This window comes from Mucilaginibacter sp., from assembly GCF_025362475.1.
Taxonomy (GTDB): Bacteria; Bacteroidota; Bacteroidia; order Sphingobacteriales; family Sphingobacteriaceae; genus Mucilaginibacter.
The window spans coordinates 1-19,435 of record NZ_JANYGH010000024.1 but is presented as its reverse complement, the minus strand read 5'-3'; the positions used below and the strand labels follow the sequence as shown (position 1 = coordinate 19,435).

The following is a 19,435-nucleotide window of genomic DNA, read 5'->3' as shown; positions in this document are numbered from 1 at the left end:
CTATTTTAATTTTGACATATATTTAGCGATCTCGCTCTCATTAGTGTCTGGACTTTTATCTAAAGAATTAATGATATTATCTCTCTCTATCGCCGAGCGATTTTGACTTAGCTTTTGTTTGCCCTGCAGGTCATCAACAACAATTTCAAAAGCTACTATGCCTTTCATCATCTTTTGTTTGTACTCATCAGGCAAACTATTCCATTGTTGAAGGTAGCCCGGCTCGTAGTTGCTTATCATTTTGGCAAGCAGGGTAGCTGTTTCTTCACCCTCTGGTATCAGTGTTGCTTTACCATAGGCGTGTACTGCTAAATAATTCCAGGTAGGTACATTGGTTTCTTTCTCGTAATTTGTGGGTGATATATAGGCGTGAGGCTCGGTAAATATTACCAAAATAGATTTACCTACAATTTGACCAGCCTGGGGATTTGCTTTTGCAAAATGCGAGAGCAAAACTATTTTATCTTCACGAAGCTCAACCAAAAAGGGGAGGTGTGAGGCTACCGGCACATCATCTTCTGCCGTAACTATGGCTGCAAAACTGTACCGTTGCATAAAGCTGATGGCTTCCTGCTGGTTGGGGAATTTATTGAAAGACGGAATATACATTTTATGAAGTTGATTTTAGGATTTACAAAATGCCAATCCTTAAATTTACTCTTTTGCTTTGGGATGTTGAGGAAACTCTTCTTCGTAAAACGGGTATGGTATTCCTGAGATAGTTACATCAAAAAAATCGCCGTCCATCCCTGATATTGAACAGGCATCTCCTTTAACCTCATCCCCGCTTCGGTTATATACACGTAAACCGGGAATTGTACTGGTTGTTATCAGTTTATCTTCAATGTATTTCTGAAAATCAACGCCATTTAATAAGCAATACGCTCTAAAAAAATTAAAGTCATATCCAATATTTAAAAAGTTAATCCTACCAAAAACGACTCCCATAGTTGGATCCGCATTTTCAAATACAGTTGTGCCGATTTTAATATTGTCAAGTAAGATATCATAAACTTTACTCATAAAATCAGCACAGGATATTACAAACTTTCCAACATCTGCTTTAACACAGCTTGTGCAGCCCAAACGCGGTTTCCGGCTTCATGTACAACAATGGAATTTGGGCCATCTAATATTTCATCTGATAGCTCCAAGTTACGGCGTACAGGCAGGCAATGCATTACTTTGGCATCATTGGTTGCCTTCAGCTTTTCGGTAGTTAGCATCCACTCTTCATTTTTACCCAGTATATTACCGTAAGGCTCATATGCCGACCAGTTTTTGACATAGATAAAATCAGCGCCAGCTAAAGCTTCGTCCTGATCATAGGTTATTTTGGCACCTTGTGTAAAATCGGCACAAAGCTCATATCCTTTAGGTTGAACTATAGTAAAATCAACATCGGCTTTACACATCCACTCAGCAAATGAATTAGGAACAGCCTGTGGCAATGGTTTTATATGAGGCGCCCAGGTTAATACAACCTTAGGGCGCTCAGTAGTTTTTAATTCTGTTATGGTGACTAAATCTGCCAAGCTTTGCAAGGGGTGGCGGGTGGCCGATTCCAGGCTCACCACGGGCACTTTGCAAAACTCCACAAACTTATTAAAAATCATTTCGCTGTAATCTTCCTCGCGGTTGCGCAGGCCGGGGAATGAACGCACGCCTATAATGTCTGCATACTGCCCCATAACACCGGCTGCTTCACGGATATGCTCTACTGTTGATCCGTCCATGATCACGCCGTCGCGTAGCTCTAATGCCCAGCCTTCCTTATCTATATTAAGCACCATCACATTCATACCCAAATTAAGCGCTGCTTTTTGAGTACTCATACGTGTACGCAAACTTGGGTTTAAAAACACTAAAGCCAGTGTTTTATTTTTACCCAATTGCTGATGAGCATAAGGATTCTGTTTAAGAGCCAACGCCTCTTTTACAAGTGCGTTGATATCAGTAACATCATTTACAGAAGAAAATAATTTCATGAGCCTTATTTAATAATGATTTAGCAAATTAATATTTATTTAAAAGTCGCCGCCAACAGGGGATGATTTAGAAAGAGCTTATTGATTTAAAACATTTACAAATGCTTCCAGGAACCTATCGGCATGTGCTTTAGTCAGGTTAAGTGCCGGCAGTAATCTTACCACATTTGGCTTGGCCTCACCGGTAAAAATATGATGTTTAAATAAGAGTTCTTTACGTGCATGCGCCAATTCTTCCGGCAATTCAATACCTATCATCAAACCACGACCCCTAACTTCCTTAACTTGTTCCAGCTTTTTAAGCTCTTTTATCAGGTATTCGCCAACGGTTGCAGCATTTTGCATCAGGTTATCCTGCTCCATTACCTCAAGCACCGCTAAACCAGCTGCACAAGCCAAATGGTTGCCACCAAAAGTGGTGCCCAACATGCCATAAGCAGGTTGTATTTTTGGCGAAATAATGATACCACCAACCGGAAAGCCATTACCCATTCCCTTTGCCATACTGTAAATATCAGCATCAATACCTGCAAAATCCTGGGAAAAGAATTTACCGGTACGCCCGTAACCGCATTGCACAGAGTCGGCAATAAAAACAGCATTACATTCGTCACAAAGCGAACGGATCTTTTGCAGGAAGCTTTCAGGGGCTACCTGGATACCACCAACGCCCTGGATACCTTCGATAATTACAGACGAAATTTCGTTATCGGCAAAAGCCTGCGCTAAAGCGGCTTCATCGGCCCATGGTAAAAAGATTACGTTGTCGGTTTGGTTGATGGGCGCAACAATCTTGGGATTGTCTGTAACGGCCACAGCTAACGATGTACGGCCATGGAAGGCTTTTGTAAACGCGATAACTTTCTTTTTGCCGTTGTAAAAAGACGCCAGTTTTAAAGCATTCTCATTAGCTTCTGCACCTGAGTTACATAAAAATAACTGGTAATCTTCTTTACCGGATACCTTACCCAGTTTCTGCGCCAGCTCTTTTTGAATAGGGATCTCAATGGAGTTTGAATAAAACCCTAATTGATGTAATTGATCTTCCAGTCGTTTTACATAATGAGGATGGGTATGGCCGATAGATATAACGGCATGACCGCCATACATATCAAGATATTCATTATCCTGGGCATCATAAACAAGGCTGCCCAGCCCTCTTACTATATTTATTGGATTGATTGGATATACGTCAAATAGTTTCATATCATTTAAGCTGAAAGCTAAAGGCCAAAGGCATAAAGCTTTATTTTCTAAGTATTTTAATCAGGCCTATCAGCATTGCCTTAACTTCGTTTATTGACTTATTTGTTTGCTGAAACAAATCTTCAGTGATGTACGAGAGATCTTTGCACATTAAACAGCAATATTCAAGTTCATGTGCCGAACCTAACGACTGATCTAAAAAATGAGCAAAATCACGCTCTGTATTTCTTCCGCACCCTTCAACTATATTTAAGGGAATTGAATACGAAGCTCGTTTTGTTTGACTCATTAAATCATATTGTTCACTTTTAGGGAATTTTGGAAGTACTGTTAGGTAAATGAACATATTAAGTTCATGTGCTTTTTTCCATACTTCATACTTTTTGTAATCCCTCATAGTTATTTTTCAGGGCAACAGCTTTTTGCTTTCAGCCTTCGGCTTTTAGCTAAAAAGCGGTCGCCTTAAGTCGTAGTCCTGTGCGCTCGTCCAAACCGAACAATAAATTCATGTTCTGTACAGCCTGGCCCGAAGCGCCTTTAAGTAAGTTGTCCATTATGCTGATAATAAATATTTTATTATCGTGTTTTTTAACTTGAATAAAGCATTTATTGGTATTTACAATTTGCTTTAAATCAATATTGCGGTTAGTAACATGTGTAAATGGATGCCCGTCGTAATAACCCTGGTAAAGTGATAAAGCTTCTTCTTCGCTCAAATCACTTTCTGTATACATGGAAGCTATGATTCCACGGGTAAAATCGCCCCGATATGGAATAAAATTAATCGCTTTACCAAAATCAGGTTGTAATTGTTTTAATGACTGCCCAATCTCATTTAAATGCTGGTGACTAAAGGCCTTGTAAACAGAAAGGTTATCGTTTCTCCATGTAAAATGCGAGGTAGCGGCCAAACTTTGGCCGGCACCAGTTGAGCCCGTTGTTGCTGTGATATGAACTTCGTTATTCAGCAATCCTTTAGATGCTAAAGGAAGCAATCCTAATTGTAAGCAGGTAGCAAAACAACCCGGATTGGCAATGTTATCAGCTGTTTTAATCGCCTCCCGATTTAATTCGGGCAAGCCATATACAAAGTTTTTAGTTTTAAATTTTGAATTTTGACTTAACCTAAAGTCCTGGCTTAAGTCAATGATCTTAACTGCATCGGGGATGTCATTCGCTTCTAAAAACTTTTTAGCATCACCATGACCAACGCAAAGAAAAAGCACATCAACATCGGTAAAAAACTCAGCCGCGAATTTTAAGTCGGTATCACCAAAAAGATCGGTATGTACCTCGTAAACGTAATTGCCTGCATTGCTGTTACTATGAATAAAAGCAATATCTACATTGGGATGGTTGATAAGAATGCGCAGCATTTCGCCACCAGTATAACCTGCCCCGCCAATGATACCTGCCCGTACTTTATTTAATGTTGATCCTGTCATTATTTGTTGATGGATAAGAATATAGAATAAATTCCAGGTCACTTCTGTCGTTATTACTGATGAAGTGTTTTTGACCCGGTAATATTTCGATGCCTTGCTCTGGCTTTAAAACGGTTGTTTCCCCGTTGATATGGAGCGTCGCTCGTCCCTTTAAAATGAAAAATACCTGCTTAGCCTTTTCATGGTAGTGCAATTGCTCGGCAGTATCAGGCGGCATCAACTCCTGTTTTACAGATAGCTCTTCGGTATCAATAAATGTCCACCCGTAGCAGTCGTCGCCCCATTTATAATGCTTTAAACATTCGCCTTTTGAAAAGATGGTGTTTATCATTTCGCATCTTGATTAACCTTGTGATAGATCATCACCTGGTTGCCAAATATTTTAGAGAAACCTTTAACATCTTCACCAGACCATGAATTGTTCATTTCGCCATAGCTGCCAAATTTATTCGACATCAGGTCATGAGTAGACTCAATACCGATTACCTGAAAGCGATAAGGGTGCAATTGTACAAACACTTTGCCAGTTACATTTAGCTGAGTATCGCTCAGGAATGCTTCTATGTTGCGCATAATTGGGTCATGAAACTGACCTTCATGCAACCAGTTGCCATAAAATGCAGATAGCTGGTCTTTCCATGAAAGCTGCCATTTGGTAAGCACATGTTTCTCTAAAGTATGATGGGCTTTGATAATAAGCATCGGCGCGGCTGCCTCAAAACCAACCCTGCCTTTAATGCCTATAATAGTATCGCCAACATGAATATCACGACCAATACCATAAGGCTGCGCAATAGCCTGTAATGCCTGGATTGCCTTGGTTGGATGATCATATTTTTCATTATCAATGCCAACCAGCTCGCCTTTTTCAAACACCAATTCCAGGTTTTTAACTTCCGATTCGGTAACTTGTGTAGGCCATGCTTCTTCCGGTAAACCTAAGTTTGAAGTAAGCGTTTCTTTACCACCAACTGACGTACCCCAGATTCCTTTATTGATAGAGTATTTTGCTTTTTCGAAGTTCATCTCCACACCATGATCTTTCAGGTATTGGATCTCCGCTTCGCGGCTTAATTTCAAGTCGCGGATAGGGGTGATGATCTTTACTTCCGGAACCAGGATATTAAAGATCATATCAAAACGCACCTGGTCGTTACCGGCGCCGGTACTGCCGTGTGCTACAAATTCAGCACCAATTTCTTTTGCGTAGTTGGCAATTGCGGTTGCCTGGCTCACACGCTCGGCACTTACAGAAAGTGGGTAAGTGTTGTTCTTTAAAACATTGCCATAAATCAAAAAACGAACACAGGTATTGTAAAAATTAGTAGTTTCATCTACTACGTGGTGCGATGTAACGCCCATTTGGTAAGCGCGTTCTTCAACCCCTTTTAACTCTTCGTCGCTAAAGCCGCCCGTGTTAACAATTACCGAGTGAACTTCGTAACCAAGGTCCTGTGTTAAATATATACAGCAAAATGAGGTGTCTAATCCGCCGCTGTATGCTAATACTACTTTCTTTTTCATTTTTTGTGGGCTTAAAGCTAAAAGCGAAAGGCTTAAAGCTTTTTATGTTTTCAATTTGTATGTGCTTTTTATTAGTTTATTTATCAACCTGGCTTATCGCCCTTTCACCTAATCTTGCCCCATCCGCTTTTTAATGGCATTTTCAATTCGCTCAAGCAAGGTAGCTTTGTGCGTAATTCTTTTCATTTTCTCCTCGTCCTGTTTTTGTTTTTCGGCGGGATCAAACAGCATGGCGGTGCACATGCAATTCTTACGATCTTTGCTCATCAGGATATCGTAGTTAACGCAGCTTTTGCAGCCGGCCCAAAAATTTTCATCCTGGGTAAGTTCAGAATAGGTAACAGGTTCATACCCAATTTCTGAGTTGATACGCATTACCGCCAAACCTGTGGTCAATCCAAATATTTTAGCGTTGGGATATTTTTTGCGTGAAAGCTGGAAAATGGCATGTTTAATGGCTTTCGCCAAACCTACTTTACGAAACTGCGGGTTTACAATAAGACCGGAATTGGCCACAAAGTCGCCATGGCTCCAGGTTTCTATATAACAGAAACCGGCCCAGGTACCGTCTTTATGTAAGGCAATAACTGCTTTGCCTTCCAGCATTTTATTGGCAACATATTCTGGTGAACGTTGTGCAATACCCGTTCCGCGCGCTTTGGCCGATTCGGCCATTTCATCACATATCATTGGGGCAAAATCTACATGCTGTGCTGTAGCAACCTGAATATCAAAATCTTGTATGGTCATTTAAATAGATGATTACCGTTAAATTAATTGGCTTTTAAAGGCCTTAATAATTAGATGGCTTTTCTTAAAAGAAGTTTAATAACTCTTTTGTGAGGGCTTAGTGCGAGAAATTAATTCAAACCCGTGGCATATAGGGCCTTCGTCGGGGAGGGCAGCATAAAAAAACAGTTGAACCCAAAGCAGCGGCAACCGGAGCAAATGTTGCTCTTATTGCGGGCTTATTTAAGCTTGGTTGATTCATTTTTTCGATTGTATTACTGTGTTTTTAATTTGGGTGCAAATTATCGCATAAATTTTTACTTATACAAGAAAAAAATGATTTAGTTGATGGAAGTTAATTTGAAGGTTTGAGAATTTGAAAGTTTGAAGATTAATTACGGCATTTTAAGAAGACTCTTTAATGCTGCAAATGCAACTGCAAACAACTGAAATAAGCTTCACTTAATCAACTATTCACTTTTTGCACAATATCATTCAGGATCATATCCGCATGAATGCGCGAGTTTTCAATAAACCATAAATGAGTATCCATTCCACCACAAACTACACCGGCAAGGTATAGGCCCGGTAAATTGGTTTCCATAGTTTGGTGATTATATTGTGGGATGCACTTGTCTTCGGATAAAATGATGCCCAACTTTTTTAGGAAATCAAAATTGGGTTTATAACCTGTCATGGCCATCACAAAATCATTAGGAATGGTGATCAGGCCATCGGGTGTATTTATATCCACCTCGTGCTCCCGTACCGCTTCCAGGTTGGAGTGAAAGTATGCTTTGATGCTACCTTCCTTTATCCGGTTAATGATATCTGGCCTTACCCAGTATTTAACCCTGCTGCTGATCTCCGGGCCACGCACTACAAGCGTTACTTCGGCACCCTTGCGGTAGGTTTCTAAAGCCACATCTATTGCTGAATTGCTTGAACCCACAACCACTACTTTTTGCGATGTGTAATAATGCGGATCGTAGTAATAATGTTTCACTTTGGGCAGGTCTTCACCTGTAATGTTGAGCTTAACAGGGATATCATAAAAGCCGGTTGATACAATCACTTTTTTTGCATGGTAAGTTGCTTTGCTGGTGGTGATGGTATAACCGCTGTCTTCGGCTTTTACATTGGTAACTTCTTCAAATAAATTAAGGGGTAAGTGGTTTGATAGGGCCACCCTGCGATAATATTCAAGTGCATCATTACGGGTTGGTTTATTATGTACAGTTACAAATGGCACTCCGCCAATCTCCAGTTTTTCTGATGTGGAGAAGAATGTCATGGTTGAAGGGTAATTGTACAGTGAGTTGACCAGGCAGCCTTTTTCAATAATAACAAAACTTAAACCTTCTTTTTGTGCTGCAAGTCCGCAAGCTAAGCCTATAGGGCCACCACCTATGATGAGTATATCGAGCATTTAATTTATATTAAGACTTTGATAGAATGCAAAACCTGTGGAAAGGTTTTAAGCCTGTTGCCAATTGGCAAAAATAGAAAAATAAAAAAGGGTAAGCTACTTTTATCGCGCCGCTCAACTCTCTACCCTTGCTGTGTTCCCACCCTGGGGGAGTTCAAGAGGAGCTGGCCGTAAAAGACTTACCCCGGCGCAAATATAGAAAAATGATACGTTTTTGGTTAATAAATTGTTAAAAAAAGCTTAGCTACTGATAGTGAAGCTGATAGTTTTTCAATTGCGCCAATAAAATACCATTTGATGAAAGTGTATCATGTTTTATTATTTCCTTAAACTCCATTTCTGGGATTATTTAGGAGCCTTTGTATGATTAGGATGATTTACTTGGAGAGAATCCGGTGTGAACAAAGAGAAAAGATGATAACAAATGCGGCTTATTTCAGCCGCATTTGTTATTGTATATATGTGAAAACGTTTTAAAATACGAGGGCAATATTTTTCATAAGGATGGATTTCAAATCATCAGTGTTCGTAAGGTTTGTTAACAGTCCTTTAATTCTCTCCAAATGGCAGGGTGGGGTTAAAAAGTGCACAATGGTAGGGAGGGGGGCGACATGCCTCATACAACGGTGCTTGAACGCCTGATTTAACCCCTACCTCCTCCTTCCCCCGAGGAAGGAATCGCACATTGCCCCGCCTTTTTATATCTTCCAAACACCTACGATTTCAAAGCCATCATTGTGGCTGATTGCTTTACTTTGTCAATATTAACTCCAGATCTTTTTTTACCAGATTTGAATTTTTAGGTTTTATCTCATAATCGAAGTTTCCGGCGCCTTCGGTCGCAATCCGGATAATTGATATCGACTTTGTTTTTAAAGTCTCTATATCTTCTTTTGCCAGATCGTAATATATCAGGGTAATAACCCGGTTGGCCTCCGTATTATAACTTACATGAGGATCGCCGCCAACAGTTGGTGAAAGGTCAAGAACGCTGTTATCGGTAAATTTAATGTTGGTTATGTCAGCCGGACCTATCGAAAATACACGCGGGCCGTTCACATTATCTAATCTGAATGCAAGCACATAGCTTTTGCCTATTTTTTGTGTGTACACGTAAAGCAAGCGCCCCGTAACAAGGCCAAGCTGGGTATAGATACGCTCATCTGAAGTTCTCCAGGTTGTATCGCCTTTGATCTTGTCAATTTCAGGTTTCTCTAATTTTTGGGCCAGTACTGATGTTGTAAGGCCGGCTAATAACATCAGTGTTAAGTGAACTTTTTTCATTTTGTGATTTTAGGGTTAAGTAATAAAATAAATAATGGTAGGGATAAGGTTTAAATGGTAGTAATAAGGTTTAGGTTTAAAAAAGATTGATTTGATTTTGATTTCCCGGTTGAATATGTTTTTTAATAAGTGTATCAATTTGATGCTCAAACCCAATGGGGTTTTTAAATCGGAATGTTTTAAAATCTTCCCATTTGGGCGAATAGCCAAAAGTTTCGCGTTTTTTAACTTTTAATTCGTTGATCCAAAATGGTTCTACCATGTGCCTTTGCCTAAAGTTTGGCCAAAGGATATTAAAGTCATCCTCCGGGATATTCCTGGCAATAGTAATATGGGGCAAAAGTGTTTTTTTAATCTTCAGAACGGCCTTTAAATGCCTGAACCACTGCTCAACCGATGGTGTAGAACGGATATGGGCGTAAATGGTCATTTTGTTATGCAGGTGAGGGAAATAGTTAAACCCATCTACATGCAGCAGCACAGGAGGGAGTGCCGCTAAGCTGCTTTCCATCATCTGCATACTTCTATCTTCCATAAACGGCTTCTGGCGTTCCATGTGCATAATAGAGATATGTGCCGGCGAATCCATGCTCTTGAAATCACCTATAAGTTTTGCCGATGCTTTTTTGTAGCGGGCAATTTCCTGTTTCACCGTTTCGGGCGGTGATAGCAGCATCAGATAGTCCTCATACATCCGCATAATCATGTGTTTTTGTGTTTTCAAAAATGCTAATTAAATTAGTAAAATGCAAAATTTATTAGCATTTTTGTTTCATGGATCAAAAGCGGCATATCGTACATATCGATCTAGATTCATTTTTTGTATCTGTGGAGCGCAAATTTAATCCGGCGCTCATTGGCAAGCCTGTGCTTATTGGCGGCTCGGCAGAAAGGGGAGTAGTGGCTTCATGCAGTTATGAGGCGCGTAAATTTGGTATTCACTCTGCCATGCCTATGAAACAGGCTATGAAGCTTTGTCCGCATGCTATTATAGTTCATGGTACGCATGGGCGCTATTCAGAGGCATCACGTGAGGTAACGGAGATTATCCGGGACTCGGTGCCGCTTTACCAAAAGTCGTCCGTTGATGAGTTTTATATCGACCTCACCGGGATGGATCGTTTTTATGATTGTTACCAGATAGCGTGTAATCTGCGCCAAAGGGTGATCAGGGAAACAGGGTTACCTATCTCATTTGGTATGGCATCTGGCAAAACGGTAGCTAAAATGGCTACTAATGCCTCTAAACCTAACGGCCAGCTTTATATTAAACACGGGGAAGAAATACAATTTCTGGCCCCGCTGCCAATCGGCAAAATCCCCGGCCTGGGTGAAAGCACCAGCCAAAAATTGTATCAGTACGGCATTGAAAAAATTGGCGACCTGCAACGTACCAATATTCGTTTCCTGGAAACGGTTTTTGGTAAAGCGGGCACTTATCTGTGGGAAAAGGCCCATGGTATTGATCACAGTGAGATCATTCCGCATAGCGATCGTAAATCTATATCTATCGAGCACACATTTGATGTAAATGTGAATGACCTGCGTACGTTAGAAACCATCCTGGTATCTATGACAGAAGAATTATCATCCAAACTGCGCCGGGAGGATAAGCTCGCTTCGTGCGTAGCCATCAAGATCCGTTATGCTAATTTTGAAACACACACGCAACAACAAAAAATAGCCTTTACTGCAGCCGAGCATATATTACTGCCCGGCGTAAAAAATCTACTTAAAAAAGCCTGGAATCAACACCGGCCCATCAGGTTGATAGGGATTAAATTAAGTGATTTATGTACCGGGAAATACCAGATTAACCTGTTTGAGGATAATGAAGAGCGCATCAGGCTTTACCAGGCTATGGATAATATCAACTTTAAGTTTGGCGATAAAACAGTTTGCCGGGCAGCCGGAATGGAAATTGGCACAAGGAATTTCAATCCGTTTTTGAAAGACTGAATACTAACCTGCCTCCGCTGTTGTTTTGATAGAGAAAGCGGGAGGAGGCCGGCTTTGCGATTGGTTGCCTCAGTGGAATTTTTACCATTGGTCAAAGCATTAATACCATTGGTCAAACTAATTTTATAGCGGCAGTTTGAGTTGTTTCTTTTGATAAAAAAAGAAAAACTTTATGGAAACCACACAACGTCAAACTTACCTGGATTGGTTAAGGATCTTATCCATACTGGGGGTATTATTTTTTCACTCGGCCATGCCTTATGTTGCCGAAGATGGATGGCATATTAAAAATGCGGAGACCAGTAACTTACTGATGGAATCAAATCATTTTTTGCACCTTTTTCGCATGCCGCTGCTCTTTTTTATTTCTGGTACTGTGAGTTACTACATGATGCAGCGGCGATCTACTTTAAACTTCATCGGTTTACGCTTCCGCAGGCTGTTCATACCGCTTTTGGTGGGCATGTTTATCATTGTGCCACCCCAGATCTATATGGAGCGGCTGGCGCATGGATACAAAGGAAGCTTTTTGGATTTTTATCCAACGGTATTTAATTTTATACCTTATCCTAAAGGCAGTTTTAGCTGGCATCACCTGTGGTTTATCGCATATCTGCTTATTTACGATTTAATGTTTGCCCCTCTATTTGCCTGGATGGTATCAGCTAAAAGTGATGGTTTTAAACAAAAGCTTGCTGTATTAGCCAACGGAAAATGGGTTTACCTTTTAATGCTGCCCGGTGTAGTCTGGTTTACCTTATTGAGCTGGCAATTGCCCGAAACCAATGACCTGGTACATGATGGCTGCTATTTTGTTTACTGGTTGTTTTTTGTTTTGGCGGGTTTCATATGCATTGTGCAGCCGAAACTGATGGATAGCCTGCAACGAAACCGCCGCTTTGCTTTAACCATTGGCTTTTTGAGCCTGATGTTATGGGAATGTTTAAGGTGGAATGGAATTGAACCCGGTGAGGCCCGCTGGCCTTTTCAAAATGTGCTCTTTAGCTATGCTTTTACTGCTTTAAGGCCAATAATTGCATGGGGATGGGTGTTGGCACTGGTTGGCTATGGCAAGCAATACCTTAACCGTACGCATAAAGCATTAAACTATTTAAACCAGGCCGTTTATCCTTTTTATATTCTGCACCAAACGGTAATAGTTTTAATAGTTTATTATATTGTGCAGGTACCTAACGAAAGCATCCTATCTAAGTATATTTATACCGTTGGGATCACCTTTTTTATAACGGTTCTTATTTATCATTTATTGGTACGCCCCTATGCTTTAACCCGTTTTTTATTCGGCATGAAACCAAAGGATAAAGCCGATTCTGTAACGAAAATGGATCTTAAAGAAGTAAAACCGGTTGTAACGCTTGCTGCATGTGACTTGTAATTTAATGATATGAAATTCTTTCGGAAATATATTTCCCCCGCGTTGTATGGCCTGCTGGTATATTTTACCGTAAGGCTGCTGCATGACACTGAACATGATGAAATGTTTTGGAAAAGAGACTGGGGTTTAAATGTTCTTGAAATGAGTTGCAGTGTATTGGTGGGCTATGCAGGCATATATATATTTGAGTGGCTCTTTCGGTTTTATGACAGGCGCTGGCCACTGCAATTTAATTATAGGGGAGTAGTAAGAGAATTAATTATACTGGTGTTTGCTAACCTGGTTTTGGTGAACCTGATATTTACTCCAATGGCTGCATTGACTGACGACGGCCTATCCTGGGGTGATCTGGCAGACCTCACCATGATACCAACCTTATATGCCATTATTTATTATGGCATAGCGCGTAGCAGCACATGGTTAAAGGCCTACATTGCCAACAAGGTACAACTGGAAAAGTTGACTACCGATCAGTTGGAAACCGAACTTAAGTTTTTGAAAGCCCAATATCATCCGCACTTTTTGTTTAATGCTTTAAATACCATTTATTTTCAGATGGATGAGGATGTGCCGGCGGCCAAAAAGAGTACCGAATTGCTTTCCAGTTTGCTTAGGTATCAACTTTATGATCAGCAACAGCAGGTACCCATAAGGCAGGAATTGGAATACCTGCAAAATTATATTGAGTTTCAAAAAATAAGGGCAAGCAATAAGCTGTGCTTAAATGTTTGTTTTGATACGAAGCTGACCGATCAGTCAATATATCCATTGCTGTTATTGCCATTGGTTGAGAATGCGTTTAAGTATGCAGGCGGCGACTACGAAATTAATATCACGGCAAAAATTACAGATGGCGTATTTATTTTTGTTGTTGATAATGACGTGCCGGCACAAATACAAGCCAAAGATAATTATACCGGTATAGGGCTGGAAAATTTGAAAAGACGCCTGCAATTACTTTATCCCGATAAAAATAAGCTGGTTGTTAACCGGCATGAAAATAGGTTTATAGCCGAAGTTGAATTGAAATTTTAATAGGATGGGCCGGATTAATTGTATTATAACCGATGATGAACCTTTTGCAAGAAAAGGCCTGCAGGGATATATAGAAAAAGCAGGCTTTTTTGATCTGAAAGCCCAATGCGAAGATGCCATGGAGCTGAGCAATGTGTTGAAGCAACAACCGGTCGACCTGCTTTTTCTGGATATCCAAATGCCGCATTTAACGGGTGTGGATTTTTTAAAGTCACTTCAAAATCCGCCAAAGGTGATATTTACTACCGCTTTTAAAGAATATGCCACCGATGGTTTCGACCTGGATATACTGGATTACCTGCTTAAGCCTATTTCTTTTGAACGCTTCATGAAGGCTGCCTTTAAGGCTAAAGATTATTTTGACCAAAAAAGTAATGGGAGCGAGGCTGGTTACCTGTTTGTAAAAAGCGAAGGCAAACTGGAGAAAGTTATTTTTGATGAAGTGTTTTTTGTGCAGGGCATGGAAAATTATGTGGTGATACAAACCCTTAATAAAAAGATCATCACCCATAGTACGTTAAAAGCGTTTGCCGATAAGCTGCCACAAAGCAGGTTTCTGCAAACACATAAATCCTATATCGTTGCTTACAATAAGGTTAGCTCCATTGAGGGGAATACTTTAAATGTTGGGCAATACCAAATCCCTATTAGCAGGCAATTAAGGGAGCAGGTAATGTATATGTTGATCAATCAGGGGAAGTAAAATGCTTTTCAGGCTAATTCCTTCTTCATTAACAGGTCGTTCTGCAAATCATTTCCTAATAAAAACTCATGATTGCTAAATACCTTAAAGCCATGGTGTTCATAAAAGCCGATGGCGTTATGATTGTGTTCCCAAACACCAAGCCAGATGTATTTAAAATGATGATCAACTGCCGTTTTAATAGCGAAATTTAAAAGCACCTGGCCAATCTTTTTACCATGAAACTCTTTTGATACATAAATGCGTTCTACTTCAAGGGCATCGGGCTCTTTAAATTCAGTTTGGGCATCGCCAAAATTCAATTTAAGGTAACCGGCTATTTGGCCGTTAAACAGCGCAAAGTAAAATTGAGAGCCGGAGTTTTCGATCTCGGCGCGTATTCGTTCTGTAGTAAATGCTTTAACTGCATAGGCTTCCATATCGTCAGCCTTATTCAGCGGAGCAAAAAAATAGAAGAATGTATCCCTGCTAATGGTCAGCAAGGTGTCAACATCAGCCGCGGTTACTTTTTGAAGTGTAATAGAATTGTCCGTCATTTTAAAATGAAAATTTCGGTACAATAATAATTAATCAAATTGTTCTTTCAGGCGTACCAGGCGATCTATCATCAGGTTAAGTTTTTCTTCCTCGTTCTTAAACATTCTTGGCTTTAAATAAAACGTAGTGAATAAAAACCAAATGATAATGGAGCCATAAGTGACTATTTTAAATATCAGCGATGAACTTTCCAATACTTCAATAAAGTAAAGCGCAAGCCCGGCACTTATCATCAATATATAAATGTAATAGAACCAGCCGATAACTTTCGACCGGTTTTTTTGGTATTCCTTTAAGCTTTCAAGGTACTCAGCTGGATTTATTGTTGCATCGCGCTTGCTGAGTATATGATAATGCCTTACAGTTAATGAAAGGTACATGAGCATGGTAACCAATACAATTAATATACCCGCCGTAGTAACTCCCGACTTAAATGCCAGAAAAAATGTAACAATGGCTGCAAATATGGTGATAGCCACCATAGCCACTATAGTCCAGTACAACTTATTAGTTATGCTGCGAATCCCCTTCTTTACCTGCTTCAGCACCTCATCCACTGAAAGCTGATCTTGCTTTGGCTGTCCCTGCCAAACCGACATCAAATGATCAAAGTCTTTCATACTGGTTATATAATTCTGTTAACTTTTGTTTTATACGATAAATTTTCACCCTCAAATTTCCTTCCGATATGCCCGAAACATCTGCTATTTCGGGGTAGGGTACTTCGTCGAGTACCAATGTTATGATTATTCTTTCTGATTCTTCTAATTTTGATATACACTTATATAGTAAAGCAACCTGCTCATTCTTTTCAGAAAATTCCTCTCGCTTAGTTTCAGCTATTTGATCAGTAAGTTCGTCTTTTGCCTGTCGCTTTTCCGATCGCAGGTAGGTTAAACACGTGTTTACAGCAATGCGATATATCCAGGTGGAGATCATGGCCTGGTTGCGGAATTTGTCGAGGTTTTGCCATACTTTTAAAAAGGTTTCCTGTAAAAGATCATTCGCGGCATCATCATCGCCGGTATAACCATAGCACAAATGGAATATCTTTTTAGAATTAGCTTCATATATTTGCTTGAACGCTGCTTCTTTGTTGGCCACAATTAATAGATTTTTTATAGTTTAGATTGACGATGGTTAAATATGTTACAACAAGTAATCACTCTTTTTAAACCAGGAAAGTTTTTTTTCTGCATCGGTGATTAAATTGTTGTAATTCTCAGCGTAATCAAATTGAAGATCTTCATGCAACTTGTTTATCAGCGTTTTTATTTTCTCTACTGTTCTTGTCAAAATTAAGCGGATAGGTTTGTAGGATGTACGCCTATCGGCATATTCAAGGTAATTGCTGCAAAAGTTCAGTAACAATTCTATTTCGGCCCCTTTTGATCCTGTAAATTTAGTGTATTTGCTGAGTAACCGTAAAATTTTACGCATGCCCTTAGCTGCATGGTAACTTAAAGCCGGTAACTGGCTAAACATAAACCCAGCCTCAGCTTTCACTTTTTCAAGAAAGGCGGTTTCGTCATATGCCTCAAATAATAAATAAGCCAGCAACTCTTTGTTTTCTTTTTTATAACGGGCCAAACGAAGAATTAACTCAGACAACTGCTCAAGCGGCATGTGCTGAATTTCTTTTTTTATGTGCTGTAATCCGTAAGTGGTAACCGTCATACTGTGTTAAAAGTTGGGCAAAATACTAATTAGAATCAAGAGACAAGAATTAAGCCACGGACAAGTTTTTCCCGAGCAAACCGGCTTAATTTAAAAGCTTTGATTCTTGTGTCCTGATTCATAACTCTTAAAACAGTAAATTTTGTACTTTTACACCCTCAATAAAATCGATGCAAAAAAAAAGCAAACTAACGCTCTATATTTTTATAGCTCTTATTTCTGGTGTTGTAATGGGATATATTTACAATACAAATGTAATTAATACCATCAATGCCAACATCAGTACTGCAGATGCTGCTATAAAAACCATCGATAAAAACCTGCTTGCATCTACAGATACAACAACCGAAGTTTTTAAAAGCTTAAAGCTACAAAGAAAGTCACAGACAAAAATACAACTGGATAACAATAACTTGCGCGAGGACAAGCTGGAACTGTACACTATTTTAAGTAAGATTTTCCTTAATCTTATTAAAATGGTTGTAGCGCCGTTGGTGTTTACCACATTGGTTGTTGGTGTTGCCAAGGTAGGGGATATAAAGGCGGTTGGCCGTATTGGCGGTAAAACCATGCTTTGGTTTGTTAGCGCTACCCTGGTTTCGTTGTTATTGGGTATGTTACTGGTAAACTTGTTTCAACCCGGTAAAGCCATGCACCTGCCATTGCCCGATAGTCATTTAACTACCGGTATAAAAAAATCGGCATTGTCATTAACCGAATTTATAGGGCACGTATTTCCTCAAAGTTTTATTAAAGCTTTGGCCGATAATGAAATACTGCAAATAGTAGTGTTCTCACTGTTTTTTGGTGTTGCTACCGCTGCTATTGGCGAACAGGGGAAAATAGTGATCAAAGCCATGGATGCCATTGCCCATGTTATTTTAAAAATAACAGGTTATGTAATGAAGCTGGCGCCCGTTGCTGTATTTGGTGCTATTACGGTAGTAATAGCTAAACAGGGACTTGGTGTGTTATCAACCTATGGTATTTTTATTGGTGAATTTTATTTTTCGCTGGTGTTACTTTGGCTGATCATTATATTGGCTGGCTTTGTAGTATTACGCAGGCCGGTTTTTAGGTTGATAAATAATATTAAGGATGCCATGCTGGTTGCTTTTAGTACCTCAACCAGTGAGGCTGCCTATCCCAAGGTTTTGCTTGAACTGGAGCGCTTTGGATGCAGCAATAAAATTGTAAGTTTTGTTTTGCCATTGGGTTATTCATTTAACCTTGATGGTTCAATGATGTATATGACCTTTGCCTCGTTGTTTTTGGCGCAGTCTTACGATATTGACTTGTCGTTGGGGAACCAATTATCTATGCTGTTGGTACTCATGCTTACCAGTAAAGGTGTAGCTGGCGTGCCCAGGGCGTCGCTGGTGGTTATTGCGGGCACCCTATCGATGTTTAATATACCGGAAGCTGGGTTGTTCCTGCTGATAGGCATTGATCCACTATTGGATATGGGCAGATCGGCTACAAATGTGCTGGGCAATGCGATGGCAACGGCAGTGGTAAGTAAATGGGAGGGAGAGCTGGAATAATACCCGCAACGCAAATAATAAAGCGTCATTGCGAGGTGTAAAATCCGGAGACGCTGAAGGAGAATTGACGTTTTAAAAGGTTTGTCATCCTGAACGTAGTGAAGGATCTATTCGCAGACCTTACAGGGCGAAGAAGTATGGCGAATAATAGATCCTTCACTACGTTCAGGATGACAAAAAGTTCTTTTTACAAAAAACGACATAGGTATACACGAAGCAATGACGGTTTAAATAAATAACTATATAATAAATAATTCTAAAATCACTAATTCACTAACTCGCAAATTCACTAATTGATATATGACCAGTCGTACTAAAAAAATATTTTTAATTTTTACAATTGTAGTTCCGTTCCTGTTATACTGTTTTTACTATTATGGTATGATGATTAAGAACGCACCATACAGATATTCTGATTTTCAGTCGATATCTATTAAGTATGGTCCTAAGGATAGTTTGATCAATCAATTCAGTTCAAAGACAGGAGATTATCAATACCTTAACAAAAGGGACTCGTTGGTGAAAGTACATATCAGACTTACTGACGATGATTTGTTATACCTGCACCACAAAGCGGCAGATCTGGGCTTTTGGGACTTCCCGGCAAATGAAAGAGGTGATACTACATCTGCAGATAAACCTACGCGTTATGTTATTGAGTTTAAATATAAAACCAAAACCAAGAAGGTTACCTTTGATTCAAATTTTGCCGGCGACCCTAAATTAATTGATGCCAACAAACAATTGATCAAGGAGATAGATCAAAGTTTAACAACAGCCGAAAATAGGCTGAAAAAATAAAGTATAGGTATGTTGTTTATTAAATAATCAATCCCTATATTTGCACCTCGAATTTTAAAACAATAATTAACAAACATGTACGCAATAGTAAGTATAGCCGGACAGCAATTCAAGGTTGCAAAAGACCAGCAGATCTTTGTACACAGGTTACAAGGTGACGAAGGCGCTAGTATTGAAT

The 19,435-nt window shown here is 39.7% G+C and carries 23 protein-coding genes and 1 other RNA gene; 7 read left to right on the top strand and 17 right to left on the bottom strand.

Features of this window, described 5'->3' with window-relative positions; translation table 11 throughout:
• The 13 genes from Q0R88_RS09245 to Q0R88_RS09185 all read right to left on the bottom strand — a co-directional run bounded on the left by Q0R88_RS09245 (position 1) and on the right by Q0R88_RS09185 (position 10,329).
• On the bottom strand, positions 1 to 609 hold the full coding sequence (locus tag Q0R88_RS09245) for an FMN-binding negative transcriptional regulator (RefSeq protein ID WP_295715327.1): 609 nt from the start codon (positions 607 to 609) through the stop codon (positions 1 to 3).
• A 45-nt stretch (positions 610 to 654) separates the two neighbouring features.
• Complete coding sequence (locus tag Q0R88_RS09240; protein WP_295715325.1) at positions 655 to 1,023, bottom strand: hypothetical protein; 369 nt, start codon at positions 1,021 to 1,023, stop codon at positions 655 to 657.
• A 17-nt stretch (positions 1,024 to 1,040) separates the two neighbouring features.
• Complete coding sequence (locus Q0R88_RS09235) at positions 1,041 to 1,988, bottom strand: N-acetylornithine carbamoyltransferase (protein ID WP_295715324.1); 948 nt, start codon at positions 1,986 to 1,988, stop codon at positions 1,041 to 1,043.
• Positions 1,989 to 2,066: 78 nt separating this feature from the next.
• A complete protein-coding gene (locus tag Q0R88_RS09230; RefSeq protein ID WP_295715323.1) occupies positions 2,067 to 3,194 on the bottom strand; it encodes an aminotransferase class III-fold pyridoxal phosphate-dependent enzyme in 1,128 nt (375 codons plus the stop codon).
• 40 nt (positions 3,195 to 3,234) lie between these two features.
• Positions 3,235 to 3,591, bottom strand: coding sequence for a four helix bundle protein (locus Q0R88_RS09225; protein WP_295715321.1), 357 nt, complete (start codon positions 3,589 to 3,591; stop codon positions 3,235 to 3,237).
• 49 nt (positions 3,592 to 3,640) lie between these two features.
• Entirely contained in the window at positions 3,641 to 4,639 is a 999-nt protein-coding gene (gene argC / locus Q0R88_RS09220) for an N-acetyl-gamma-glutamyl-phosphate reductase (RefSeq protein WP_295715319.1), read from the bottom strand.
• On the bottom strand, positions 4,617 to 4,970 hold the full coding sequence (locus Q0R88_RS09215) for a cupin domain-containing protein (RefSeq protein WP_295715317.1): 354 nt from the start codon (positions 4,968 to 4,970) through the stop codon (positions 4,617 to 4,619). Before Q0R88_RS09215 ends, argC begins: the two co-directional genes overlap by 23 nt.
• A complete protein-coding gene (gene argG, locus Q0R88_RS09210; protein ID WP_295715315.1) occupies positions 4,967 to 6,163 on the bottom strand; it encodes an argininosuccinate synthase in 1,197 nt (398 codons plus the stop codon). The genes Q0R88_RS09215 and argG overlap by 4 nt, the downstream gene beginning before the upstream one ends.
• Positions 6,164 to 6,271: 108 nt before the next feature.
• On the bottom strand, positions 6,272 to 6,913 hold the full coding sequence (locus Q0R88_RS09205) for a GNAT family N-acetyltransferase (protein WP_295715313.1): 642 nt from the start codon (positions 6,911 to 6,913) through the stop codon (positions 6,272 to 6,274).
• A 445-nt stretch (positions 6,914 to 7,358) separates the two neighbouring features.
• A complete protein-coding gene (locus Q0R88_RS09200; RefSeq protein ID WP_295715311.1) occupies positions 7,359 to 8,321 on the bottom strand; it encodes a YpdA family putative bacillithiol disulfide reductase in 963 nt (320 codons plus the stop codon).
• An 86-nt stretch (positions 8,322 to 8,407) separates the two neighbouring features.
• Positions 8,408 to 8,506: signal recognition particle sRNA small type (gene ffs, locus Q0R88_RS09195), an RNA gene on the bottom strand.
• 565 nt (positions 8,507 to 9,071) lie between these two features.
• The gene (locus tag Q0R88_RS09190) at positions 9,072 to 9,605 is read right to left on the bottom strand and encodes a hypothetical protein (protein ID WP_295715309.1); all 534 of its coding nucleotides are present in this window, start codon (positions 9,603 to 9,605) and stop codon (positions 9,072 to 9,074) included.
• A 76-nt stretch (positions 9,606 to 9,681) separates the two neighbouring features.
• A complete protein-coding gene (locus Q0R88_RS09185; protein ID WP_295715307.1) occupies positions 9,682 to 10,329 on the bottom strand; it encodes a 2'-5' RNA ligase family protein in 648 nt (215 codons plus the stop codon).
• Positions 10,330 to 10,379: 50 nt separating this feature from the next.
• Between Q0R88_RS09185 and dinB the strand changes: the two genes are divergently transcribed.
• From dinB to Q0R88_RS09165, 4 genes are all read left to right on the top strand, one after another.
• Positions 10,380 to 11,564: a DNA polymerase IV gene (gene dinB / locus Q0R88_RS09180; protein ID WP_295715305.1), complete on the top strand. Its 1,185-nt coding sequence runs from the start codon at positions 10,380 to 10,382 to the stop codon at positions 11,562 to 11,564.
• A gap of 172 nt (positions 11,565 to 11,736) precedes the next feature.
• On the top strand, positions 11,737 to 12,960 hold the full coding sequence (locus tag Q0R88_RS09175) for an acyltransferase family protein (RefSeq protein WP_295715303.1): 1,224 nt from the start codon (positions 11,737 to 11,739) through the stop codon (positions 12,958 to 12,960).
• A gap of 9 nt (positions 12,961 to 12,969) precedes the next feature.
• Positions 12,970 to 13,995 carry a histidine kinase gene (locus Q0R88_RS09170; RefSeq protein ID WP_295715301.1) on the top strand — a complete coding sequence of 342 codons (1,026 nt, stop codon included), beginning with the start codon at positions 12,970 to 12,972 and terminating at the stop codon, positions 13,993 to 13,995.
• A gap of 4 nt (positions 13,996 to 13,999) precedes the next feature.
• Complete coding sequence (locus tag Q0R88_RS09165; protein WP_295715298.1) at positions 14,000 to 14,698, top strand: response regulator transcription factor; 699 nt, start codon at positions 14,000 to 14,002, stop codon at positions 14,696 to 14,698.
• Positions 14,699 to 14,706: 8 nt separating this feature from the next.
• Here the strand turns inward: Q0R88_RS09165 and Q0R88_RS09160 are convergent, their stop codons facing one another.
• Genes Q0R88_RS09160 through Q0R88_RS09145 form a run of 4 tightly spaced genes read right to left on the bottom strand, consistent with a single transcriptional unit; the run spans position 14,707 to position 16,912 of the window.
• Positions 14,707 to 15,234 carry a GNAT family N-acetyltransferase gene (locus tag Q0R88_RS09160; RefSeq protein WP_295715296.1) on the bottom strand — a complete coding sequence of 176 codons (528 nt, stop codon included), beginning with the start codon at positions 15,232 to 15,234 and terminating at the stop codon, positions 14,707 to 14,709.
• 30 nt (positions 15,235 to 15,264) lie between these two features.
• Positions 15,265 to 15,855, bottom strand: coding sequence for a hypothetical protein (locus Q0R88_RS09155; RefSeq protein WP_295715294.1), 591 nt, complete (start codon positions 15,853 to 15,855; stop codon positions 15,265 to 15,267).
• The gene (locus tag Q0R88_RS09150) at positions 15,842 to 16,339 is read right to left on the bottom strand and encodes an RNA polymerase sigma factor (protein ID WP_184543351.1); all 498 of its coding nucleotides are present in this window, start codon (positions 16,337 to 16,339) and stop codon (positions 15,842 to 15,844) included. Before Q0R88_RS09150 ends, Q0R88_RS09155 begins: the two co-directional genes overlap by 14 nt.
• Before the next feature lie 45 nt (positions 16,340 to 16,384).
• Entirely contained in the window at positions 16,385 to 16,912 is a 528-nt protein-coding gene (locus Q0R88_RS09145) for a hypothetical protein (RefSeq protein WP_295715289.1), read from the bottom strand.
• A 170-nt stretch (positions 16,913 to 17,082) separates the two neighbouring features.
• Here Q0R88_RS09145 and Q0R88_RS09140 point away from each other — a divergent pair, with 170 nt between their 5' ends.
• From Q0R88_RS09140 to Q0R88_RS09130, 3 genes are all read left to right on the top strand, one after another.
• Entirely contained in the window at positions 17,083 to 18,456 is a 1,374-nt protein-coding gene (locus Q0R88_RS09140; RefSeq protein ID WP_295715287.1) for a dicarboxylate/amino acid:cation symporter, read from the top strand.
• A gap of 381 nt (positions 18,457 to 18,837) precedes the next feature.
• Complete coding sequence (locus tag Q0R88_RS09135) at positions 18,838 to 19,257, top strand: hypothetical protein (RefSeq protein WP_295715285.1); 420 nt, start codon at positions 18,838 to 18,840, stop codon at positions 19,255 to 19,257.
• A gap of 75 nt (positions 19,258 to 19,332) precedes the next feature.
• On the top strand, positions 19,333 to 19,435 hold a 103-nt coding region (locus tag Q0R88_RS09130; protein ID WP_295715477.1), incomplete at its 3' end, for a bL21 family ribosomal protein.

Bases quoted from the DNA above. Each gene is read 5' to 3' on its own strand.
- Q0R88_RS09245 (WP_295715327.1), bottom strand. From the start codon at position 609: ATGTATATTCCGTCTTTCAATAAATTCCCCAACCAGCAGGAAGCCATC.
- Q0R88_RS09240 (WP_295715325.1), bottom strand. From the start codon at position 1,023: ATGAGTAAAGTTTATGATATCTTACTTGACAATATTAAAATCGGCACA.
- Q0R88_RS09235 (WP_295715324.1), bottom strand. From the start codon at position 1,988: ATGAAATTATTTTCTTCTGTAAATGATGTTACTGATATCAACGCACTT.
- Q0R88_RS09230 (WP_295715323.1), bottom strand. From the start codon at position 3,194: ATGAAACTATTTGACGTATATCCAATCAATCCAATAAATATAGTAAGA.
- Q0R88_RS09225 (WP_295715321.1), bottom strand. From the start codon at position 3,591: ATGAGGGATTACAAAAAGTATGAAGTATGGAAAAAAGCACATGAACTT.
- argC (WP_295715319.1), bottom strand. From the start codon at position 4,639: ATGACAGGATCAACATTAAATAAAGTACGGGCAGGTATCATTGGCGGG.
- Q0R88_RS09215 (WP_295715317.1), bottom strand. From the start codon at position 4,970: ATGATAAACACCATCTTTTCAAAAGGCGAATGTTTAAAGCATTATAAA.
- argG (WP_295715315.1), bottom strand. From the start codon at position 6,163: ATGAAAAAGAAAGTAGTATTAGCATACAGCGGCGGATTAGACACCTCA.
- Q0R88_RS09205 (WP_295715313.1), bottom strand. From the start codon at position 6,913: ATGACCATACAAGATTTTGATATTCAGGTTGCTACAGCACAGCATGTA.
- Q0R88_RS09200 (WP_295715311.1), bottom strand. From the start codon at position 8,321: ATGCTCGATATACTCATCATAGGTGGTGGCCCTATAGGCTTAGCTTGC.
- Q0R88_RS09190 (WP_295715309.1), bottom strand. From the start codon at position 9,605: ATGAAAAAAGTTCACTTAACACTGATGTTATTAGCCGGCCTTACAACA.
- dinB (WP_295715305.1), top strand. From the start codon at position 10,380: ATGGATCAAAAGCGGCATATCGTACATATCGATCTAGATTCATTTTTT.
- Q0R88_RS09175 (WP_295715303.1), top strand. From the start codon at position 11,737: ATGGAAACCACACAACGTCAAACTTACCTGGATTGGTTAAGGATCTTA.
- Q0R88_RS09170 (WP_295715301.1), top strand. From the start codon at position 12,970: ATGAAATTCTTTCGGAAATATATTTCCCCCGCGTTGTATGGCCTGCTG.
- Q0R88_RS09165 (WP_295715298.1), top strand. From the start codon at position 14,000: ATGGGCCGGATTAATTGTATTATAACCGATGATGAACCTTTTGCAAGA.
- Q0R88_RS09160 (WP_295715296.1), bottom strand. From the start codon at position 15,234: ATGACGGACAATTCTATTACACTTCAAAAAGTAACCGCGGCTGATGTT.
- Q0R88_RS09155 (WP_295715294.1), bottom strand. From the start codon at position 15,855: ATGAAAGACTTTGATCATTTGATGTCGGTTTGGCAGGGACAGCCAAAG.
- Q0R88_RS09145 (WP_295715289.1), bottom strand. From the start codon at position 16,912: ATGACGGTTACCACTTACGGATTACAGCACATAAAAAAAGAAATTCAG.
- Q0R88_RS09140 (WP_295715287.1), top strand. From the start codon at position 17,083: ATGCAAAAAAAAAGCAAACTAACGCTCTATATTTTTATAGCTCTTATT.
- Q0R88_RS09135 (WP_295715285.1), top strand. From the start codon at position 18,838: ATGATGATTAAGAACGCACCATACAGATATTCTGATTTTCAGTCGATA.